This is a genomic window from Pacificimonas flava, assembly GCF_000342165.1.
GTDB classification, from domain to species: Bacteria; Pseudomonadota; Alphaproteobacteria; order Sphingomonadales; family Sphingomonadaceae; genus Pacificimonas; species Pacificimonas flava.
This window is the reverse complement of record NZ_AMRV01000001.1, coordinates 49,170-66,420: the sequence shown is the minus strand read 5'-3', so window position 1 is coordinate 66,420 and position 17,251 is coordinate 49,170. Positions and strand designations below refer to the sequence as shown.

13 protein-coding genes and 1 pseudogene are annotated in these 17,251 nt (G+C 62.7%); 8 read left to right on the top strand and 6 right to left on the bottom strand.

Features of this window, described 5'->3' with window-relative positions:
• The first annotated feature begins 332 nt into the window (after positions 1-332).
• The gene (locus C725_RS16790; RefSeq protein ID WP_008599428.1) at positions 333-458 is read left to right on the top strand and encodes a hypothetical protein; all 126 of its coding nucleotides are present in this window, start codon (positions 333-335) and stop codon (positions 456-458) included.
• On the opposite strand, the gene C725_RS00300 is transcribed toward C725_RS16790, so the two are convergent.
• On the bottom strand, positions 455-3,190 hold the full coding sequence (locus C725_RS00300) for a phosphoenolpyruvate carboxylase (RefSeq protein WP_051051190.1): 2,736 nt from the start codon (positions 3,188-3,190) through the stop codon (positions 455-457). The genes C725_RS16790 and C725_RS00300 overlap by 4 nt on opposite strands.
• 348 nt (positions 3,191-3,538) lie before the next feature.
• Between C725_RS00300 and C725_RS00295 the strand changes: the two genes are divergently transcribed.
• Positions 3,539-4,066, top strand: coding sequence for a gamma carbonic anhydrase family protein (locus tag C725_RS00295; RefSeq protein WP_008599426.1), 528 nt, complete (start codon positions 3,539-3,541; stop codon positions 4,064-4,066).
• Positions 4,067-4,171: 105 nt separating this feature from the next.
• Here the strand turns inward: C725_RS00295 and C725_RS15585 are convergent.
• Positions 4,172-4,486 (bottom strand): annotated as a pseudogene (locus tag C725_RS15585) (GFA family protein); the annotation flags it as partial.
• Between the two features lie 107 nt (positions 4,487-4,593).
• On the opposite strand from C725_RS15585, the gene rsmD reads away from it, so the two are divergent.
• The 5 genes from rsmD (at position 4,594) to C725_RS00270 (ending at position 9,805) form a co-directional block, all read left to right on the top strand.
• The gene (gene rsmD / locus C725_RS00290; RefSeq protein WP_038280943.1) at positions 4,594-5,148 is read left to right on the top strand and encodes a 16S rRNA (guanine(966)-N(2))-methyltransferase RsmD; all 555 of its coding nucleotides are present in this window, start codon (positions 4,594-4,596) and stop codon (positions 5,146-5,148) included.
• A gap of 103 nt (positions 5,149-5,251) precedes the next feature.
• Positions 5,252-7,534, top strand: coding sequence for an ATP-dependent helicase (locus C725_RS00285; protein ID WP_038281112.1), 2,283 nt, complete (start codon positions 5,252-5,254; stop codon positions 7,532-7,534).
• Positions 7,535-7,577: 43 nt separating this feature from the next.
• The gene (locus tag C725_RS00280) at positions 7,578-7,949 is read left to right on the top strand and encodes a tRNA-binding protein (protein ID WP_008599423.1); all 372 of its coding nucleotides are present in this window, start codon (positions 7,578-7,580) and stop codon (positions 7,947-7,949) included.
• A gap of 60 nt (positions 7,950-8,009) precedes the next feature.
• Positions 8,010-8,843: an alpha/beta fold hydrolase gene (locus C725_RS00275; RefSeq protein WP_008599422.1), complete on the top strand. Its 834-nt coding sequence runs from the start codon at positions 8,010-8,012 to the stop codon at positions 8,841-8,843.
• Positions 8,844-8,962: 119 nt separating this feature from the next.
• A complete protein-coding gene (locus tag C725_RS00270) occupies positions 8,963-9,805 on the top strand; it encodes a 50S ribosomal protein L11 methyltransferase (protein ID WP_160165690.1) in 843 nt (280 codons plus the stop codon).
• A 345-nt stretch (positions 9,806-10,150) separates the two neighbouring features.
• Here the strand turns inward: C725_RS00270 and C725_RS00265 are convergent, their stop codons facing one another.
• A complete protein-coding gene (locus C725_RS00265; RefSeq protein WP_008599419.1) occupies positions 10,151-11,395 on the bottom strand; it encodes a cytochrome P450 in 1,245 nt (414 codons plus the stop codon).
• Between the two features lie 84 nt (positions 11,396-11,479).
• Here C725_RS00265 and C725_RS00260 point away from each other — a divergent pair, with 84 nt between their 5' ends.
• Complete coding sequence (locus C725_RS00260; RefSeq protein ID WP_160165689.1) at positions 11,480-12,487, top strand: zinc transporter ZntB; 1,008 nt, start codon at positions 11,480-11,482, stop codon at positions 12,485-12,487.
• A 7-nt stretch (positions 12,488-12,494) separates the two neighbouring features.
• Here C725_RS00260 and C725_RS00255 read toward each other — a convergent pair whose 3' ends face one another.
• The 3 genes from C725_RS00255 to C725_RS00245 all read right to left on the bottom strand — a co-directional run bounded on the left by C725_RS00255 (position 12,495) and on the right by C725_RS00245 (position 17,244).
• Positions 12,495-14,141 (bottom strand): FMN-binding glutamate synthase family protein, encoded by a 1,647-nt coding sequence (locus C725_RS00255; protein ID WP_008599416.1) that lies wholly within the window; start codon positions 14,139-14,141, stop codon positions 12,495-12,497.
• 86 nt (positions 14,142-14,227) lie between these two features.
• Positions 14,228-16,333: an NAD-dependent DNA ligase LigA gene (gene ligA / locus C725_RS00250; protein ID WP_038280940.1), complete on the bottom strand. Its 2,106-nt coding sequence runs from the start codon at positions 16,331-16,333 to the stop codon at positions 14,228-14,230.
• Positions 16,334-16,344: 11 nt separating this feature from the next.
• Entirely contained in the window at positions 16,345-17,244 is a 900-nt protein-coding gene (locus C725_RS00245; protein WP_008599413.1) for an alpha/beta hydrolase family protein, read from the bottom strand.
• Positions 17,245-17,251: the final 7 nt, after the last annotated feature.

Here is a 17,251-nt window from a genome sequence, read left to right as displayed (position 1 = left end):
GGCCCTGTCGCAAACAGCCGCTTCTGCTTTCCACCCGCGGTAATTGCCGCAGAATGTCCGTCGCTGCCGGGTCGGAAGACCCCATGTTAGGAAATGGGGAACAAGCAGGAAGGTTTCGTTCTGTCCAGATGGCCCGCCGCTTGCCAATGGGCTGAACGGCACATGCGCGGATCACAAACGCGCCTGCCGCTAAATCATCCTTTCACCTCTCGGCGGCGCGCGGACATAAAACTGCGCAATTCGCGATTCGCCAACAAAATCGAGGCGTCTGTAAAAAAATTACACGCAGGCGTATCTTTGTTTGCCCCCGCTTGCAGATCTCGAACGGCGGCGTGACCGACCTTCCGCACCCGAACATTGGGACGAGCGAATCGAATGAAGACCAACTGGACGAGATCGCCTTCACCGAAGCGAAATGGGCGTATCCCGCAGCAGGCGACACCGAGAGCCGGATCTAACCTATGGCGCCGAACGTATGGGCGATCGCCCGTGTGATGCGCAGCATCAGGCCGTAGGCACGCTCGATCTCATCGATATAGAGCCTCTGGATATTCTCGTAGGCCGGCCCTCTCCGATCCGGATAGGCTGTCGCCTCCTCCATGTCGAAATCGCCGATATTCGCCGCATCCAGCGGATAGGCCTGACGCAGCAGGTCGACGACGTCGTCGATTCTCAGCGCCATCACCATTTCCATGATGTCGTCGCGCGACACGTCGTTTCTGCGCGAAAAGGGCGGGATTGCGGCGGCGCGAAGGAAGATATGCTGCATCAGCGCGATGCGCAGCGCATGCAGCACACCCAGCGTACGGCGCCGCTCCTCGCTTCGCTGGGGAAGCTTTTCCGCCGGTAGCAGGTCGATCAGCTGCCGAAGTTTCAGGCCATCCACCCGCATGCGTGTCGCCAGCTCCCGGAACGCTGCCGATCGGTCGTCTCGCGCCAGCCGCTCCCCCAGTTCCAGGCAGGCATCCTCGATGCCGGGCTCCTGCCCCCGATAGGGCCGGCTTGCCCAATAGGCACCGTTGAACAGATCGCCATAAGCCACCAGCGTCTTGAGGCTGGCGAGTCTGTCGCTTGCCTGCACGAGTCCCAGCAACTCCTGTGCGCGCGGCGACTGGTCGAACAGGGCCGCGAAACGGTCGCGCTCCGCCTCCGCCGCCGTGCCGACGCCGGCGATGACGTTCACGGGATAGCCGAGTTGCTGCAGGACGGCATTGTGCGGAATGGCGCGGATCTGCCGCAGCGTCATGTCGCGCTCGCTGGCAACGTCGGACTGGCGGCGGCTTTTGCGGGATCCCGTCTTCGGCAGCAGCCCAAGCCCGAATGCGGTCAGGGCGCGGTTGTAACTCGCGTCGTGGAACAGGTCGGCCTGCACCCGGCGAACATCGCGATAGAAATCCAGGCTGACCTCGACCTCCTCGTAAAAGGGATCGCGCACCCTGGTGCGCCGGAGCGCAATGGAAGCTTCCGCAATCCGGACGAGCGCGGCATAGGCGAGATCGTCCGTCCCGAAGAACATGTACCCATCGCCGCCCTGAAAGCTCGCTTCCGGCTCCAGTACGACGCCATGCTCGGCGAAGCGGGACCGTGCCCAGCGGCTGAGAGCATGTGTCAATCGCGCCTCGATGGAGAGCGGATGCGCGCCTCGGCCCATGGATTCCCCATGCGTGTTGAAGATCAGCGCGGAAACGTCGTTGAGGCCATGCTTGCCCATAAGTTCGGCAAGCCGTCCCTGCAGGCGCTCGATGGCGAGCGAGGCCGGGATCTGCCCCATGAACCGGCCGGCATCGGAAAATCCGGTCTGTATCGCGATGCGCCCCCGCGCACGCGCGTAGCGTTGGAAGGCCGGCTCGGCGAGAAGGGCATCGAGAAACCGTCCGCCATGTTCGAGCGCATGGCTCGTTTCGAACAGAGGGGAGATGTCGATCCGGTCGTCGATCCCGAACAACCGCGCGAAATAAAGGGCGGAGAGGACGGTCGCCGGTTGCTCGCATTCGGCGATGAGCAGGCGGATCGAGCTGTCCGCATCGATATGCTTCAGCATCTGCGCCATGCCGAGAAACTGGCGGATCGCCGTCGTCGCCTCGATTGCCAAGGCGGCGAAATTCACCTCGACGGGGTCGACCTCCTCAATCAGCTGACGCAGCCGGCCGATCGCCGTCCGGCTGGACATGGCGATGGTCTCGTCCGCGCCCAGGCGGCGGCGAATAGCGTTGTGCAGCTGCGAGGCGTTCATGCGGAAATGCACCGTCCCCGTTCCCAGCCGGTCCGTATCCATCGCTGCGGCAATCGGGATGAGCGCCGCGGAAAGCTCGGCCTCGGCATCGTCGATGACGGCGTCAAGCTGGCCGAGAATGCTGTCCATCGAGACCAGCCGATCCGCGTGGTCGGCGGTCAGTTGATTGGCGGCGGCCGAAACCCTCGCGGGATCCTTGCCTGCCTCGACGAAGGCGCGGTGTATGCTCTCCGTATGAGACGCGGCACGCGCCAGAACGTCGATTATCTCGCCCAGCCGGGCATCGCGACCCTTGAGCGGTTCCAGACGCTCGCCATAGCGGCGCAGCTGCTCTGCCTTTTCGGCCAGGCGGAACAGGATCGGCGTCGCCCAGCCGATGTCGGTTCGCCCGTCCATGTCGTAACCGACCCAGGTGGCGAAGGCATAGGGTCGCGGCCGGAAGCTTCGCCAGACATCCGGGAATCGCTCGCGGGCGCTTTCGGTCAAGGCCGCATTCATGCGATGGCGCGCCGCCGCTGCTCGGCGGATCGCCGCCATCGCCGCCTCGTGCTCCCCCTTCAAGGTGGGATTGGCACCGTCCCGCACGGCCTCTGCCGTCCCGCCGGAAGCGGCGCGCGCCAGCGCGTCATAACCTGAACCTGAAAGCATGAACGTCGGATGCGCCGTGAAGACGCAGCCCATCAACGGCCGCTCCCAGCGCCTCGCGAAGCTGGCAAAGCTCTCCCCCTCTTCCGCCAGCGCCTTCAGCCGTTCGTCGTTTTCATCCTGATCGACCGGTGTCAGCAGCGCGTTGAAACGCTCGGCCCGCGCTGCAAAGGCGCGGCTTTCATAATCGTCGACCACGCCGGCGATCCGGTCCATGCCGATCTCGTCCGCCTCGAGAAGCCGCGACAGTTCGAAACCGAGCTGGCTGACCGGGTTGAAAAGCGGCGCCTCCAGCGTCCGTTCGTAGTGCATGGCCAGCCGGCCGTTCAGATCCTCCAGGATCTCACGCCCCGCGCCCGACGGGAATCGCGCGGAATTGCCCACAGAACGGGGTGTGCTGCGGCGCGCTGGAGTGGCGGAATGTCGCTGGTCGTCGGTCAAGTTTGACGGCTCCTTGCAATATCGTCCCTTTCGAGGGGACGCATGACTCATAAGGAAGGTCCATCGGGCACTGCAAAGTATTTATCTTATTTATATGCTCAGAACTCGGGCGGGGCGCCCGTGCGAATGTCCGGTTGTCCGCTCTTTATCCTTTCCCTTTGATATGATGAGGATGAGAGGGCGCCGATCCGCAGGGCGCGACCTTTTGGGGAACCGATCATGGCGCAGTATGAATTCGATGACAAAGCTCCGTCTCTAGGCGAGGGCGCCTGGATCGCGCCCAGCGCGGACGTCATCGGCGAGGTGATTCTCGGCGCGGGCGCAAGCGTCTGGTTCGGCGCCACCGTGCGCGCCGACAACACGCCGATTCACATCGGCGAACGCTCGAACGTGCAGGAGAATGCCGTTCTGCACTCCGATCCCGGTTCGCCGCTCAAGATCGGTTCGGACGTCACGGTCGGTCACAACGCGATCCTGCACGGCTGCACCATCGGTGACCGCACACTGGTCGGCATGGGCGCCACCGTGATGAACGACGCCCGCATCGGTTCGGAATGCATTGTCGCGGCTGGCGCCCTCATCACCGAGGGCAAGAGCTTTCCCGATCGCAGCCTGATCGTCGGTGCGCCGGCAAAGGCGATCCGCACGCTCGGCGACGATTCCGTCGGCATGCTGAAACTGTCCGCCGCCAGCTATGTGCAGAAGGCCGGGCAGTTTTCGTCCGGACTGAAAAAGATCGCCGACTGACCGCCCTCTACCCCGCGCCCCCTTTCCCTCCGGATAGCGTTCGAAGGCGGGCAGCGCGTCGAGCCCCTCCATCCACGGCAAACGCTCGGCCACCTGTATCTGGGCTTGGGGCGCCGTTGCAGCCGCATTGTCCAAGGACGCCATCTGCACATCGACAAGACCGGGAAGGACTGTTTCGTTAATGTAGTAAAGGCCGGTACCGCAATCGGGACAGAAGAAGCGCTCCGCAAGCTCGGAAGAACGGTAGGCCTTCGCCTGCCCCTGGACGACGGCGAACCGCTCTGCGGGAATGGCCGCCCACCCTACGACCGGGGCGCCGGCGTGCCGCTGACAGTCGCGGCAATGACAGAGCGCCGCGCGATCGATCTGGCCTTCGATCCGGTAGCGAACCGCGCCGCAATGACATCCACCCTCATGCATAGCTGTCTCCCACTTTTAGTTCGCCTTTTGTTCTATCCCGTTCTTGCAAGCCGGACAAGAGCGCTTGCAGGCTTGCACTACACATCCGGCAGGACGAAACGGCTGCCATGCAGACTATACGGATCATTGGCGGAAAATGGCGCGGCCGCTCCCTCGCGGCCCCGCAGGGGGCAAGCACGCGTCCAACTTCGGCGCGTGCGAGGGAAGCGCTGTTTTCCATGCTGCTGAGCGAGATCGGTACGTTCGACGGATTCAACGTCGCGGACCTCTTTGCCGGAACGGGCGCGCTCGGACTGGAGGCGCTTTCCCGCGGCGCAGCGCATGTCATTTTCGTGGAGGATGCCCCTCCTGCCCTGACGGCGCTGCGGTCGAACATCACCCGCTTCAGTGCGGAGTCCCACTGTACGGTGCTCCCCAGACGCGCGCCTGCACTGCCGCAGGCGACCGCTCCCGTGCACCTGGCTTTTCTCGACGCCCCCTATGAAAAGGGGCTGACCGGCCCGACGCTTTCGGCATTGATGAAGCAGGGATGGCTGGCCCCTGGCGCTCTCGTCTCGGCCGAGATAGCCGCCGAAGAATCCCTGCCGGTCGAAGCCTTGGAGACGCTCAGGGACCGTCGTTACGGCAAGGCCAGAATCCTGCTTTTCCGGCACGCCGCCTGACCCGCGCCGGGCGGCGGCGATGGACGCCGTTCTCCTCCTGTTCTATGGATGACGGATCGCCGCGACATTGAACAGGATGCAGGAAGCCGCCATTTCCTCCGACATGACCGCCCCGCAGAACATCACGACACCGCGCCCCGAAGAGCCAGCTTATATGGACGGCCTCAACGCGCCTCAGAGGGAGGCGGTGCTGACCGTCGATGGCCCGGTCCTGATGCTGGCGGGAGCGGGGACGGGCAAGACGCGCGCCCTCACCTCTCGCCTGGCTCATATCATCTACACCCAGCGCGCCTGGCCGTCCGAAATTCTGGCCGTCACCTTCACCAACAAGGCCGCGCGCGAGATGCGGGAGCGCATGCGCGGGATGATCGGGGACATGGTCGAGGGACTGAGCTTCCTTGGCACCTTCCACGCCATTGGGGCGAAACTGCTGCGGCGGCATGCCGCCCTCGCCGGGCTCGAGAGCAATTTCACCATCCTCGACACCGATGACCAACTGCGCCTGATGAAGCAGATCATCACCGGCGCGGATCTCGACGAGAAGCGCTGGCCGGCAAAGCAGTTCGGGGGCCTGATCGATCGCTGGAAGAATCGCGGCTGGACGCCGGACGACGTCCCCACCGAAGAGGCCTACGCCTTTGCCGACGGAAAGGGCGGCGAGCTCTATGCTGCTTATCAGGCGCGCCTGAGGGAGCTGAATGCCGCCGATTTCGGCGATCTTCTGCTGACGCCTTTGACGATCTTCCGGACGCACCGCGATGTCCTCGAAACCTATCAGCAGCGGTTTCGCTATATCCTCGTCGATGAGTATCAGGACACGAACGCGGTCCAATATCTCTGGTTGCGCCTCCTTGCGCAGGGCCACCGAAACATCTGCTGTGTCGGCGACGACGACCAGTCGATCTATTCCTGGCGCGGCGCGGAGGTCGCCAATATCCTGCGTTTCGAACAGGACTTTCCGGGCGCGGCCGTCATCCGCCTCGAACAGAACTACCGCTCCACCGGTCATATCCTGGGCGCTGCTGGCGGACTGATCGCGCGCAACGCGGGCCGGCTCGGCAAGACACTCTGGACCGAGGGGGAACTTGGCGAGAAGGTTCGCGTCGTCGGCGTCTGGGATGGTCCGGAAGAGGCCCGGCATGTCGGCGACGATATTGAGAGCCTGCAGGCGCGCGGCACCAGCCTCGATGATGTCGCAATTCTCGTGCGCGCGCAGTTTCAGACGCGCGAGTTCGAGGACCGCTTCATCTATATCGGCCTTCCCTATCGGATCGTCGGAGGCTTTCGCTTCTACGAGCGCGCGGAAATTCGCGATGCCCTCGCCTATTTTCGTGTCCTCAGCCAGCCGGCGGACGATCTGGCGTTCGAGCGGATCGTGAACACGCCGAAACGCGGCCTCGGCGATAAGAGCGTGCAGAAAATCCGCACGTTCGCTCAGGCAGAGAACCTGCCGCTCAGCGCGGCCGCGGCGCGCATCGTGCAGACGAACGAACTGCCCGGGCAGGCTCGAAAGGGTCTCTCGGACCTCATGGAAAATGTCCGCCGCTGGCGCGAGCAGCTCGGCACCACACCGCATCCGGAACTCGCGCGCATCGTTCTGGAGGAGTCCGGATATATCGGCATGTGGCAGGCGGACCGCTCCGCCGAGGCGCAGGGCCGTATCGAGAACCTGACCGAGCTGACCCGCGCCATGGAAGACTTCGAGAGTCTGGACAGCTTCCTTGAACATGTGGCGCTGGTCATGGAGAACGACGCCTCGCGTGAGGAACCGAAGGTCACCATCATGACCCTGCACGCCGCCAAGGGCCTGGAATTCGACCATGTCTTCCTCGCCGGTTGGGAGGAGGGCGTATTTCCTTCCCAGCGCGCGCTCGACGAGGGCGGCACCAAGAGCTTGGAGGAGGAGCGCCGCCTGGCCTATGTCGGTATCACCCGGGCGAAGAAGCGCGCGAAGATCATGCACGCCGCGAACCGGCGCATCTACGGACAATGGACCTCCAGCATTCCCTCTCGCTTCGTGGGCGAACTGCCGGAGGGGCACATCGATCAGGAAACGACCATGTCGGGCGGCGCCAGCCTGTGGCGCGCAGCGCTCGACGATGACGATCCGTTCGCAAAGGTTGAGCGCGGGTCGAGCCGCGGCCCCGGATGGCAGCGCGCCGCGGCGATCGGCCGTGCGCCGCGCGGATCGCACCAGATTGAGACAAAGCCGGTCAGCGTCACGGTCGGAAAGCGGGCGCGCAGCGACCTGAAAGCGGGACAGCGCGTCTTTCACCAGAAATTCGGCAATGGAACGGTCGAAAGCATCGAGGGTAACAAGCTGGAGGTCGCGTTCGACAAGGCGGGCGTGAAACGCGTGCTCGACAGTTTCGTCGAAACGGTCTGAAACGGGCGAAGGCGCATCATTCACCGGCAAGGGGACCCCGGCCATGCATATCGTTCACGATCCGGCCGCCCCGGCGGCGGCGGAAACCGCCTTCGACACGTTCCTCGGCGTCGACATTCGTGCCGGCACGATCACGGACGCAAAACCCTTTCCGGAGGCGCGCCAGCCAAGCTACCGCTTGACGGTGGACTGCGGTCCGGGGATCGGCATTTGCAAAAGCGTCGCGCGCATCACCGAACATTACACGCCGGAATCCCTCATTGGCCGCCGTGTCCTTGCGGTGGTGAACTTCGCCCCGCGTCAGATCGGCCCCGCACGTTCGGAAATTCTCATCCTCGGCCTTCCCGATGAAAGCGGCGCGATCCTTCTTGTCGAACCCGACATTCGGGCACCGAACGGAGCGCGCCTGTCCTGAAACTTCATCGGATCGCGCCGCGTTCGCTGTTCAGGAACAGACTGAGAAGGAGACTGCCAAATGCCGATGGTCGAAACCCGCGACGGGACTAAGCTTTACGTCAAGGACTGGAACCCTACGTCCACGGAAGGAACGATCGTCCTTATCCATGGTTGGCCGCTGAACGCCGACAGCTGGGAATACCAGGCACGTCCGCTGGCCGAGGCCGGGTACCGGGTGGTTTCCTACGACCGCCGCGGGTTCGGGCGCTCCGAACAGCCTTGGCACGGTTACGACTACGACACGATGGCGGACGATCTGGCCGACATCGTCTCCGCCCTCGGCATCCGCGACTTCACTCTGGCGGGCTTCTCCATGGGCGGCGGCGAAGTGGCGCGTTACATGTCGCGCCATGCTGGAAAGGGCGTGCGCAAGGCGGCGCTGATTTCCTCCATAGCCCCCTACATGCTGAAAACGGACGACCACAAGGAAGGGGTGCCCGAGGATGACCTGCGCGCGATCGGCGAAGAGCTGAAAAAGGATCGCCAGACATTTTTGAAAGGCTTCTTCAAGGGCTTCTACGGCGTCGGCATGATGAAGCACCCTGTCAGCGATGCCGTCATAGACTGGTCCTGGAACATGGCGATGATGGCCAGTCCGCAGGCGACGCTGGCCTGCGCGCAGGCGTTCGGCTTCACCGATTTGCGCGGCGACATGAGCGCCTTCACCGTTCCGACGCTCGTGGTGCACGGAACCGGGGACGACACCGTTCCCATCGACGCGACGGGGCGACTGGCCGCGAAGATGATCGGGGGCAATGCCGAGCTGACCGAATATGACGGCGCACCGCATGGGCTGACCGCAACGCATGGGGAAAAGCTTGCAACCGACCTTCTGACCTTCATGCGGGTCTAGAGGGCGGACCTTCCCGTTCCGGCGGCTTGCCTTGGCGCAGCCGCCGGGATAGCGGCGAACGGATGAAAGATTGCTGGAAAATCAGTCTGCCTGTTGCGAAGGCCGATGCGGATCGAATTGTGCAAAGTGAAAACGCGCTGAGCGCTTTCGAGCCCGTGCCGGTTGTCGTCGTTACGGAAATTTCACCCGAACGTCCGAACGACTATCGCCTCGACGTGTTCGTGGAGAACGAACCCTCCGCGACGCTCGTGGCGGCGGTGAGAACGCTGGCAGGAGTGCATGCGGGCGAAAATCCGCTGGTCGAGAAACTTCCCGACGATGATTGGGTCACGATGAGCCAAGCGGGGCTCGACCCGGTTCATGCCGGGCGTTTTACCGTTCACGTCGCGGCTGATCGCGATCAGGTTCCAAAGGAGAATATTGGGCTTCAGATCGAGGCCAGTCGTGCTTTCGGCACCGGCCATCATGCCACCACCGCAGGATGCCTGCGCGCACTTAGCAATGTAAAGGAGCCGCCGCAGAACATTCTCGACCTGGGCACGGGAACGGGACTTCTCGCAATCGCTGCAACGAAGCTGTTTCCGGCGGCGCGCGTTGCGGCAAGCGATATCGATCCGGTCTCGATAGAGGTCGGGCGCGAGAATCTGGACGTGAATGCGGTTCGCGAAGGTGACGATGCAGGCAGCGTCAAGCTTGTCGTCGCGGACGGGCTGGACGATGAGAATTTGGCGCGCCGAGCACCCTACGATCTCATCTTCGCAAATATTCTTGCCGGCCCTCTGATCGACATGAGCGGTAGCATTGCCGGCGTGCTTGCTCCCGGTGGATCGCTCATTCTGGCCGGGCTTCTCACCGATCAGGCTGGCGACGTCCTTGCAGCCTATGAAAAAGCGGGCCTGACCCCAACAGACCACGATCCCAATAGAGGGTGGCCCATTCTCGTCATGACCCGCATTTCCTGAAGGACCCGCTCGGTTGATCCCACCGCCTTTCAGCGCGGCCCCATAGCATGGGCCGCATGCGGCAGGTTACGGACGCCAGGCGTGAAACAGCGGCGAAGCCGAGATGCCGTTCATCGAACGGCGACCACGGCGAACACGCTGAGACGCACGACGCGCACGAGCGGCAAAACCGAAATTTGTCATTTGCCATCTCCTGTCTTCTTTGACCCCCAGGCACTGCGACCCGGCGGCGATGACAGAAAGATGACGTTTTCAGGTCAGATTTTGCAGGCGCAACTTTTGCAACAGCGCCATGCAATTTTAACATATCCACCAAAAGGAAAATTTCACACTCACGAAAGCAGATTAGCTGCGCGTGATCGTTACCATCTGCTTCCGGTAACCGTTCACGAAGCAGCTCTCCACGCGTGTCGGTTCGGACGCGCATGAAACCTGTATCCCTCGCTTCAGCATCTCCTCGACCAGGACGGTCAGTTGCAGCTCTGCCAGTCGGGCGCCCACGCAGCGGTGGATGCCATAGCCGAACGCCAGTTGGCGGCGGGCATTTTCGCGGTCGGCGATGAAACGATCGCCATCCTCGAACATTTCCTCGTCCCGGTTGGCGGACGCATACCACATGACCACCTTGTCGCCCTTGCGGATGGTCTTGCCGCGAATTTCGTAGTCTTCCAGGCACGTCCGCCGCATGTGCGCCAAGGGTGTCTGCCAGCGGATCAGTTCCTGAACGGCGTTCTTGATAACCTTCGAACCTTCGCCCTCCCCGCGAAGCTTCTCCCACTCTTCCGGCCACAAGTGCATGGTGCGCGCCACACCGGTCATGGAATTCCGGGTTGTGTCGTTCCCGCCCACGATCAGCAGGATCAGATTGCCGATGAACATCTTCTCCGGCATGTGAGCCATGGCTTCGGACTGTTGCATCATCGAGATGAGGTCGCGGCCGGGATCCTGCTGCTTCTTATATTCCCACAGCCCCGCGAAATACATGCCCATCTCGTACATGACGTTCATGCGCTCCTGGGCAAAGTCCTTGTCCCGCGCGGCGTTGATATCTCCTGCATAATCGGACCAGCGCGTCAGACGCCGGCGCTCTTCCCAGGGAAAATCGAACAGCAGTGCCAGCATGCCGGTCGTCAGTTCGATGGACACCACGTCGGTCCAGTCGAATGGCTCGCCAACGGGCAGGCTGTCCAGCACCACTCCCGTCCGCTCGCGGATTTCTGGCTCCATGAACGTCATCTCCGACGGAGTGAACTTCGGGGACACGGTTCGGCGCTGGGGCGTGTGCTCGGGGGGGTCCATGGCGATGAACATCGGCATCCGGTCCTCCGCCTCGATTTCCGGATCGGCGTCGGCGACGGTGATGCCGCTATACTGCCAAGAGGACGAAAACACCTTCGGCAGGGCCTCGATCTCGACAATGTCTTTATATTTCGTCGCGTTCCAAAAGGCTCCGTAGCCGCTGTCCATGGTATAGTGCAGAGGGTCGGTCGCCCGCATCTCAGCAAACATTTCCGGCCACCGTCGTTCCAGCCAGACCTCGGACATCGTAGGATCGAACGCCAAAGTCTGTTCCTGCGGTAAGCTAGCCATGTACGAATCCTCCCAAATTCTTGAATCATAGTATCACTCAAATTGTTCGGAGCCGCAATCCCCCCTGCGGACAGGATGGAAACCATGACGAAGATACGCACGAGCGCAGCAAATATAGATCCGCAAGGCGGGCTTCAGTTTGCCGTCAGGCTGGACGGCCGCGGCGGCGGACAGCTCCTCAGCTGGGAAGACATCCGCAGGTGGGAGCGCGCGCAGGGTCCCCTCTGGATCCATGCCGATGCGGGGGCCGCCGACGTCCGCGAATGGTTGGAAAGTGAGAGCGGGCTTACGCAGGTGACCATCGAGGCGCTCTTGGATCCAGAGGCCCGGCCCCGTGTGTTCGCCGGGCGATCGGGCTATGTCGCCATCCTTCGCGGCGTGAACATGAACGAGGGTGCGGAGCGGGAGGATATGGTCGCGATGCGGCTCTGGTCCGATGGCGACCGGGTCATCACGCTGCGCCACGACTATCTTCGAACGCCGCGTGTGGTGCTCGATCAACTGCTTGCAGGTCAGGGGCCCAAGGGGGCGGCGACGCTTTACGAACATCTGATCGATCGCCTGATCGACTATTTCGGCAGCGCGATCGACGAATATGAAACCCGCATCGAGGCGCTGGAAACCGCATTGCTGAAGGATCCGGACGTGGACCAGGTGCGCGGCGACCTTTCCGAGCTTCGGCAGGACATCGTGTCGGTCAAGCGCTATGTTTCGCCGCAGCGCAATGCGCTGGGACGACTTCTGTCGGAGCCGCCCTCATGGCTCCAGGATCATGATCTTCTCCTTTTGCGGGAAAGCGTCGATCAGTTCGAACGTTATATCGAGGAACTGGACGAGTTTCGCGAACGCGCCCTGGTGGTGAAGGATGATCTCACGAATCTTCAGAACGAGAAGATGAACCGGAACATGTATATTCTCTCAATCGTCGCCGCGATTTTCCTTCCGCTCGGATTTCTGACCGGCCTTCTGGGGATAAACGTCGGCGGCATGCCCGGCGTGGATGATGGCAACGCCTTCTGGTTGACCTGCTTCATCCTCGGCATCGTCATGATCGCTGAGGTGGCGCTGTTCCGCCGTCTCGGCTGGCTCTGAACACAGCCTAAACCTGCCGCGGCTGAAAGCTGTCTGCCCTCGCCATGTGCCACCACCGCGCGTATTTCGTGGCGTCAGGATCCTCGATCAGTGCACCCGGCTCGACGAATTCGTAGACCCGGTCGATATTCCGCATCTTCGCAACGCTCACGCGCTGGCGCAGGTGAAACGGGCGGAAGTCGCGATGATCTTCGATCCCGGCGGAGGTCATGATGTCCCGCAGCGCCCTGATGGTGTTCTGGTGAAACCGCGCGACGCGAAGTTCCTTGTCGGCGACGACAAGCCCCCTTTGCCGCGCCTCCGACGTGGTGGCGACGCCGGTCGGACACTGATCGGTATGGCATTTTTGCGACTGGATGCAGCCCAGCGAGAACATGAATGCCCGCGCGGCATTGCACCAGTCGGCCCCCAGCGCGAACTGCATTGCAAGCGTGACGCTGGAATGGACCTTGCCCGACGCTGCCAGCCGGATCTCGTCCTTCAAACCGCAACCCACCAGCATGTTGCGCGTCATGATCAGCCCTTCGCGAAGCGGCAGGCCGACATGATCCGACATTTCCTGCGGGGCGGCGCCCGTTCCCCCTTCCGCGCCGTCGACCACCATGAAGTCCGGCCGAATGCCGGTTTCCAGCATCGCCTTTCCAACGGCCATGATTTCATGGGGAAAGCCGACGCAGAATTTCATTCCGACCGGCTTTCCGCCAGCGAGGTCGCGCATCTTCGCCAGGAATTCCAACAATTCGATTGGCGTGGAAAACACCGTGTGCGCGGCGGGTGAATAAACATCTTCCCCGGGCGGGACGCCGCGAATTTCCGCAATTTCGTCGGTCACCTTGGGCCCTGGAAGCATCCCGCCCTTCCCGGGCTTCGCGCCCTGGCTGAGCTTCAACTCGACCATCTTCACCTGCGGGTCGGCCGATTTATCCCGAAACATTTCAGGATCGAAGTCACCATCCTTCGTACGCGATCCGAAGTACCCGGTTCCAAGCTCATAGACCAAGTCGCCGCCCTGCCGGTGATATGGACTGATCCCCCCCTCACCAGAATCATGGTAAAAGCCGCCACGCTTGGCGCCCTTGTTCAGCGCCTCGATCGCGCGCGACCCTAGCGAGCCGTAGCTCATCGCGGAAATGTTCAGGCAGGACGCGCTGTAAGGCCTGGAACATTGGGAACTGCCGACATCGACACGCGGGTCGGCCGGAGCCCCGATCTTTGGCGCCATGGAATGAGAAAGGATTTCATAGCCTTCCTCATAAACATCAAGTTCCGTGCCGAAGGGTTGTGAATCCTGCTCACCCTTCGCCCGGGCATAGACCAGCGCGCGCTGGTCATGGTTGAAGGGCCGCCCCTCCAGATCGCCCTCCACAAAATAAGCGCGGGTAAACGGCCTCAAGTCCTCGAAGAACCAGCGTGCCCGCGCCGCGAAAGGATAATTTCGCCGTAAGGTATGCCTCGGCTGGAGGAAATCGTAGATCGCGATCACCCACAGGAATAGATTGACCGCCGCGATAACGTAGAAGCCTGACCAGACCCCACCCGCCCAGCCGAACAGGACCGCCATGATGGGCGGAAAGATCAGGAACAGGTTGCGCCGTACGGGGTCATCGCGAAGAAGAGCATCGTTCGCGTCATCGCTATAGGTTCTGAACTTCATATGCCTCTAACGGCCAAACGGGCCCTTTGGTCCGCGGTGTCCGGCGCTGCGATCCATGCCGCGACCTCTCCCTGCCGGCGCACAGGTCAGTTTGCCTGCGATACGATGCTCAGCCAGGCTGCTTCGTCGATGATCTCCAAGCCGAGCGATTCCGCCTTCTTCAGCTTCGAGCCCGCCCCCGGCCCCGCCACGACAATGTCGGTCTTGCCGGACACGGATCCGGAAACTTTGGCCCCCAGCCGTTCGGCCTGCGCCTTCGCTTCGTCTCGGGAGATCGCTTCTAACGTACCGGTAAAAACGATCGTCTTTCCGCTGACAGAGCTTGGCTTGCTTTCAAAGACTTCATCCTGAATGTTCATCACGGATATCAGGTCTTGCACGACATCGCGATTATGCGTTTCAATCCAGAAATCGGCCAGGGCGGCGGCCACTTCGGGTCCTATGCCGGCGACGTCGATATCGGCAGCAAGCGATTCATTCAGCCGTTGTCTCGCCTTGTCGTCACCCTCACCCAGAGTGGGTTCGAACGCATTCTTTCGCTGAGCGAGCGCGTCGAGCAGCGCCTCAAGGTCCGACCATGAGCGATAGGCCCGGGCGAGGTCCCTCGCGGTAATTTCCCCGACGTGACGGATACCCAGGGCGAAGAGAAACCGGGAAAGGGGACGTTCGCGGCTTTCCTCGATCGACTCCAGCAGGTTCCTTACGGATTGAGCGCCCCATCCCTCCAGCGCAGAAATCTCCGTCTCGCGACCCGCCAGCCGAAAAATGTCCGCCGGACTTCCCAGCCAGCCGCGTTCGAAGAACAAACGAATGCTTTGCTCGCCAAGGCCGTCAATGTCGATCGCGCGCCGCTGCACGAAATGCTTCAGGCGCTCGACGCGCTGCGCTTCGCAGGTCAGGCCGCCCGTGCAGCGCCGGTCGACCTCTCCGGGTTCCCTTACCGCCATCGCATTGCAAACCGGACAATGCTCCCATGGCATGAAGACCGTTAAGTCAATATGATCACTCTCTTCAGTAACCACCTTCAATATCTGAGGAATGACGTCGCCCGCGCGCTGCAGTTCGACCAGATCGCCTTCCCGAACATCCAGGCGCTCGATCTCGTCCTCATTGTGCAGCGTCGCACTGGTGACGACCACGCCGCCGACCGTCACGGGTTCTAGCCGTGCGACCGGCGTCAGCTTGCCGGTACGACCGACCTGCACATCGATGCGCTCGAGCCGGGTCACGGCACGCTCGGCGGGAAATTTGTGCGCAATGGCCCAGCGCGGCGCCCGCCCGACCTGGCCCAGCCGGTCCTGCCAATCGAGCCGGTCGACCTTGTAGACCACACCATCGATATCGAACGGCAGATCGCCCCGTTTCAGGGCCGTGTCCTCGTACATGGCGAGCGCTGCGTCCACATCGCCGAGGACAGGCCCAGTCGTTTCGAAGCCGAGCCTCTCCAGCCAGGCCATGATCTCGGATTGCCGGGTTCCCGGCCGCGCGCTGATTTCCCCCCAGCCATAGGCAAAGAAGCGAAGCGGCCGCGATGCCGTGATGGACGCATCAAGCTGCCGTAAGGACCCGGCGGCCGAATTGCGCGGGTTGGCGAACACCTTCTCTCCGGCATGCGACTGCCGAGCGTTCAGTTCCGCGAAGTCCGCCTTTCGCATGTAAACCTCGCCGCGCACCTCCAACACGTCGGGTACGTTCTCGAGCTGGTGCGGAATATCGCGGATCGTGCGGACATTCTGTGTGATGTCCTCTCCGACGCGGCCGTCGCCGCGGGTGGCGGCTTGCACCAGCGCGCCCGTCTCGTAGCGCAGCGATATGGCCAGCCCGTCGATCTTCGGTTCGGCTAGAATCTCCACCGGCTCGTTATCTGGCAGCGACAGAAAGCGGCGGACGCGGCCGAGAAAATCACGCATGTCCTCTGCGGAAAAGGCGTTGTCGAGCGACAACATCGGCAGCGCATGCGTCACCTTCGTAAAGCGGGAGGACGGTGCCGCGCCTACCGCGCCAATGGCGGCTTCCGCACCCGCAATCTCAGGAAAGGCCTCCTCGATCGCCCGCGCCCGGGCGACCAGCGCGTCGTAGGCCGCATCCGTCATGATCGGATCATCGTCTTGATGATACGCGGTGTTGGCGGCCTCGATCTGCTCCGCGAGAGCTGCAAGTTCGCTGCGCGCGGCCTTTTTTGTTGCCGGCAATCGCTTTGGCTTCACTTCGCCTCGCTCCCCCGCATCATGCGCAGATAGGATGGCAGCAGCATTTCCCAGCTCGCCGTTCCGGGCGCGGTCATGTCGAAATGCCCGGAATTTTTGAGAACGAGCAGTTCGGCTGCGTCGCCGGCCCGAAGAGCGGCGCTGCGGTAGGCCTCCCCCTGATCGGGCGGCATGATCACCGACGATACGATGAGTTGCGGAACCCCCAGCGGAAGGAGCCCGGCTGGCGACCCCTGCTGGTAGCGCTGGGGCACCGCCTCCGGCAAGCCGCCCATCACGGCCTCGATCCCGTCGACGCCGCAAATCTCGGCAGCCGCCGTCCGGCCAGCCGCGAGGTCGGCGGGCCCGTCGAGAGACACAACCGCTTGTATGGGCAGCGGCCGATCGCCGCGTATCTCACTGTCTTCCGGCAGGCGGTGTCGACTTGCCAGAAAGAGCGCGGCGTGTGCGCCCGCCGAGTGGCCGATCGCCGTTACCTGCGACAGATCCAGGGGATAGCGATCCGCCAGAGCGCGCAGATGGTCTGCTGCCGCTCCCCAGTCCAGAAAGGTGCCCGGCCAGCCCGCTCCGGCATCCCCCATCTGCCGATATTCTATGTTCCAGGTGGCAATACCGTTCGCGGTCAGCGCGCTCGCGAGCGGCTGCATATATTCGCGCGTCGCACCGATGCTTTTCGTCCAGCAGCCGCCATGAACGACAATTGCAACAGGAAAGGGTCCCTCACCCGGCGGCAGACGCAATTCGCCCACCTGTAGCGGATCATCGCCATAGGCAATTTCCGCCGCAGGCAAGGTCGATGCCAAGGCTTTGACGTCCGCATGGCTGAGATTGGCCGCCCCCGCCGGTTCAGCCACGGCCGCACCGGCAGCGATCGCAAACGCCATCCATGGTTTCATTCCAGTC